This is a genomic window from Flectobacillus sp., assembly GCF_049240685.1.
Classification (GTDB): Bacteria; Bacteroidota; Bacteroidia; order Cytophagales; family Spirosomataceae; genus Flectobacillus.
In genome coordinates, this window is sequence record NZ_JBMLSD010000464.1 from 1 (window position 1) to 5,044 (window position 5,044).

The 5,044-nt window shown below is 37.5% G+C and carries 3 protein-coding genes; 2 read left to right on the forward strand and 1 reads right to left on the reverse strand.

Translation table 11 applies throughout. From position 1 onward, the window contains the following. Nucleotides 1-273: 273 nt before the first annotated feature. Both ACOVQ4_RS21415 and ACOVQ4_RS21420 read left to right on the forward strand, forming a co-directional pair. Entirely contained in the window at nt 274-744 is a 471-nt protein-coding gene (locus ACOVQ4_RS21415) for a redoxin domain-containing protein (RefSeq protein WP_421822637.1), read from the forward strand. Nucleotides 745-811: 67 nt separating this feature from the next. Then, complete coding sequence (locus ACOVQ4_RS21420) at nt 812-1,405, forward strand: DUF6992 family protein (RefSeq protein ID WP_421822638.1); 594 nt, start codon at nt 812-814, stop codon at nt 1,403-1,405. 358 nt (nt 1,406-1,763) lie between these two features. Here ACOVQ4_RS21420 and ACOVQ4_RS21425 read toward each other — a convergent pair whose 3' ends face one another. Then, entirely contained in the window at nt 1,764-4,595 is a 2,832-nt protein-coding gene (locus ACOVQ4_RS21425) for a T9SS type A sorting domain-containing protein (protein ID WP_421822639.1), read from the reverse strand. Nucleotides 4,596-5,044 lie beyond the last annotated feature (449 nt).

Consider the following 5,044-nt stretch of genomic DNA (forward strand, 5'->3'; position numbering starts at 1 on the left):
TCCCATAGCCCACCGCCGAAAGCCGATACCTGAAAGCTTAAAGCACAATCTTAAATTTAATTTTTCAGGCAATAGGCATCAAGCTGTAAGCAAAAAAAAGGCGTTTTTTATGAAATGATAAAGACCTTTTGCCTAGGGCCTACGGCTTATACCCTAAAGCCAAGCACTTAAATTTAATTTTGAGTAATTACTTTTGATAAAACTTTTTTGCAATCACTTAGTTATTTTATAAAGTCAAGTTCTCTTGATTTCACCGTTAAAACAATTTTCAAAATGGCATTACAAAAAGGCGACAAAGCTCCTGCATTTACACTTTACAATACAGAAAAAGCAGAAGTTTCATTAGCAGACTTTCAAGGCAAAAACGTAGTATTATTGTTTTTCCCATTTGCATTTACTAGTGTTTGTACAACAGAATTGTGCGAAATGCGAGATAATATCGCTACTTATGCAAGTCTCAATGCAGAGATTTTGGCAGTTTCGGTTGACTCACTATTTACTTTAGGTAAATTCAAAGAAGAACAAAGTCTGCCGTTCCATTTACTTTCTGACTTCAACAAAGAGGTATCTTCAGCCTACGAAAGTATTTATGATACATTTGCCTTCGGTACCAAAGGCGTTTCAAAACGTTCTGCTTTTGTAATTGATGCAGAAGGTACAATTCAATATGCTGAAGTATTAGAAAGTGCTGGAGATGTACCAAATTTTGCCAATGTAAAAGAAACATTAGCATCACTAGCTTAGTTTAGATGTAATGGATGGTACTTGTAAAAAATCAACTACTATTCATTCACATTCATATCTTTTACTTATGCTAAAAAATCTTACGATATTAGTGGGTATCTTATTAGGGTCTGGTTGTTTTGCCCAAACAACAGACCCTAATTTGTTTTACAAGGAGCAGATTCAGATTAACCAAGACGGCATGAAAGTATTGGGAGGATGGGCTGCGGCGAATTTTATCGGAAGCGGGATAGCTACTGGCCAAACTCAGGGCAGCACCAAGCATTTTCATCAAATGAATATTTATTGGAATATCGTAAATGGAGGTTTGGTAGCTTTTAGTACTTTACAGGCAAACAAACAACGTCAACACTTGCCTGACAATTGGGAAGCAAATAGGATTTCACAAAAAAAAATTGAGAAGCTATTTCTGATTAACACGGGTCTTGATTTGGTTTATATGGGTACTGGAGCCTATTTACTGAATAAAAGCTCTACGAGCTCTAGCTCATCTGAAATGCTAAGGGGATATGGACAATCACTGATTCTACAAGGTGGATTCTTGTTTTTATTTGATGGTATGATGTATTTAGTGCATCATAAACATGGTTTAAAGCATAACAAGCTTCTCAACCAAATCGCTTTTGATGGACAGAGGATATCTGTCAGATGGGTGTTTTAATAATTCTTACATTAAAATTGAGGATTATTTCGCTTCAGAATTTTACTTATAGAGACACAACGCCATAATTGTATCTTAAACCTAGTAAATAGGAAAAGGTTATTAGTTAACAGTATTTCAGTTATTTGAAGATTTTCATAATCAAAAGGTTTTAGTCAAATTTTGCCTCCGTTATACGCTTAATTTAATCTTTCCGACTACTTAATCTTTAATATTGTTTTATCAAAAAAGCGGTCGAAAAATGATTTCCGACCGCTTTTTTGATAAAAACATGAGATGGTATTTCTACTCTTAAAATTCGAGATAACTGATTTTAAACACTATAGTAAAAATACTTCCTCTCCAATCCTGACTATAACTAACGATTAATTTGCACATGCTTGGTTGCCGTAAAGTTCTCATTTCTGATTCTTATCAGATAGGGGCCATCTGGCAACTGGGTTAGGTTGATGTCTTTCTTTGTTTCGAAAGTAGCTATATCAGAGGCATATACCAGCGAACCACGGTTAGTGTACACCTCTACTTTGAGGTTTGCCCAAGGGTAACGGGTATCTAATGTAAATGCGCCATTGCTTGGGTTGGGATACACCGCAAAACCACCATCCTCATATAATTGAATATTCTTTCTATCAGAAATTGGCGAAAGACAGAATTTTGTCCCATAGCTTTGGGTCGAATACAATTTTTTCGCAGTAACTTGAATATCGCCAGAGTCGCTCAACTTTATCTGGCTTGTCGAACCCTCCAATTGCGTACCATTCCAAGTCCAAATATATTGTTCTGTTTGAGGATTAGCAACGCCTATTGAATAGGGGCTATAACGCACAATTTCATCAACTGATACTTTTGCAGGAGTAGGTTTTACAGCTACATTTATCACAGCAGAAGGCGCCGAATTACAATTATTGTTATCAGTTTGAAAAGCTCTAAATGCTCCAGATATAGTAACATTGAGGTTTTGAACAAGATATTGGTTAGTTTTTCCATCTTGAACAGCAACCCAAGTAGGGTAGTTTCCATTTGCAAGAGCCATCTGTAAAACCGTATTATCTCCATCACAAAATACGGTATCCTTGCTCCAAGATACCGCTGGAGTAGCCGGAATTTGATTAACCTTAATAGTCAAGGGTGAAGAGCTTAAGGAAACACAGCCCTTCGAATCAATCGTTTGAACAGTATAATTTCCACTTTGGCGCACGTTAAGTGTTCGTGTGGTTGTGCCTGTATTCCATTTGTAGCTAACAGCTCCAATATTAGATGAAATCAAATCTACACTTGTATCAGAGCAAAAAGTGGTTGGGCCATTAGGAACTATATTAGGTGTTGCTGGTAATGGATTTACTTTTACTACAACCGCATTGGACGCAAAGGATGAACACCCTTCCGAATTAATTGTTTGAACAGTATAAGAGCCCGATTGATTGACAGAAATCGCTGCAGAAGTAGCCCCTGTAGACCAACGATATGAAAGGTTTTGACCAGAGGAAGTCAACGTTACTTGCGAATCCGCACAAAACTCTAAAGCACTATTGGCACTAATGGTTGGCTGTGCTGGCGATGCTTTGATAAAAGTAGTCACCGGTGCTGACTGCGTTAAGCAACCGCTATTGTCTAAGGCACTCACTGTGAAAGTTCCTGCACTATTTATGAGAGTACTTTGCCCTGTAGCTCCGTTACTCCAACGAAATACAACTCCATTCGAGGCCGAAATTGTTAAACCATCATTTTGACATACCCCAACCGTACCAGAAGGATTGGTAGTGACCGTCTGAGGACTCGTAGTTCTCACTAAGATAGGTGAAAACTGAGTCACATTGCCACGACTATCAAATGCTCGAGCATAATACGTACCATTAGAGAGAGTCACTTTTTGCTGAGTAGAAAAAATAGCACTTTCGAAGTTGACACTACTCGACCATTGGTATTGGCTGTATCCTGATGGCATTGTTACATCTAAAGTATTATTACCACAGGCAAAAGTCAATTGAGGCTGTAGGGTTGGCAATTGCGGTTCTGAATTCTGAAAAAAGCTATCGTTAAGAGAATTATTCCAAGCTTGTCCTAACTGCACCAAGCCATCGCCATGAAAGTGTAAACAATCCGAACGACCTGGGTTTTGAATATTATCAGTATATGGGCCTAAAAAAGCGTTGGTCATTGTACTTGCCACTGCTCGCTGTGCTGCCAGTACAGGCTCCCATGATTCGGATACAGTTGACGAAGAACAGTTGTTGGCGGCAACACTAGCCGATGTTTGAGAAATAACCCAAGCTATATTTTTTCCAAGTTGTTCTCTTGTTTTTGAAATAATCACTTGAAGTTTGGCGGTGTAATCAAATTGAGAGGTTTTGAACGGGACATTATCTGTTTCACCTTGACACCACAAGATAGACCTAGCTCCCAACAATGGAACAAAATATTGTAACACCGACTCTAAGGCACTATACGGCAATCGGTTGGGATAGTATCCTCCTAGATAAATATTGTAAGCGCTGCCACCAATAGAAGTGACAAACCAAGAATCGATAGAAGTACCATTAAATCCTGCATTTAGAAAAAGGATAGGGACATTGAGCTTAGCAGCCAACAAATCTCCTAATTTTCCCCAACAATAAGCTCCTTTTCCACGAGGTGCTAAGTAGGTATCTGATGATAATTGGGTAAAAGGGCTTAGGGTAGCGTAGCTAGTACCTCCATTAGTTTGATCGTTGGGAGTACCAAATGTGTTTACGCGGTCGTCCTGAGCGCCTTGTTGACCCATGTTAAAAAGACCTTCGGCATTTGACTGCCCTGCTATAACAAATACCTCGCCAACACCAAATCGTTCTACAGTAGCAATATTCCCAACTACCGCATTATTGAGTATTCCTCTTATTTCTAGTCTATACCAGCCCTGATTTATGGTCATTGAACTAGAAAAATTCCCATTGGTAGGAAAATCCTTCAAAGTCTTCCAATCACTCCATTCTCCAGGGTTTCCTTGTCCTGCGTTAATTGCAATTAATCTTGCTTCGATTCTATCAACTTGTTGCTGATAAATACCTGTAACCGTAATTGTTGCAATTCCTGCATTATTACGCTGAAATACCGCACGATTAAGTGGGAAGGTTATAGAAAATTGCCCTAAGCTGATACTCACAAATCCCAATAGCATTATTGAGATACAAAATACTTTTTTTAAGAAAAACATAAATCTAATTACAGTTATATTCCTTCCAAACTCTACAGAGGCTTTCTCGAAATCTATTTTCTCTTTGTTAAGCTATTTAACTTAACGACAGTACTACTTAAAAATGTTGCAAAGAAATATCTTATTTCTGATTAATTTATCCATACTTGTATATATCCAAGATTTACATAACTCTAAAAAATCATACAACTATCTGAAATACAGAAATTTAACCAAACATTGATTAGTCTCAAATTTATAGCAAAACTTAGTAACTGGTTGTACCAATTATAGCAAAACATCACTTTAAAGAGAAGTATCTTTTCTTCAAAGTGATGCTTAGTGGAATGTTATTATTTTCTTAAAAACTAATTAAAACTCATAATCAAGGTAAGTAGGCAAAATTAGTTTTAAGTTTTTTTTAGGCACTAGATTACAGGTACAAGATTACAGGCACTAGGCAACAGGCA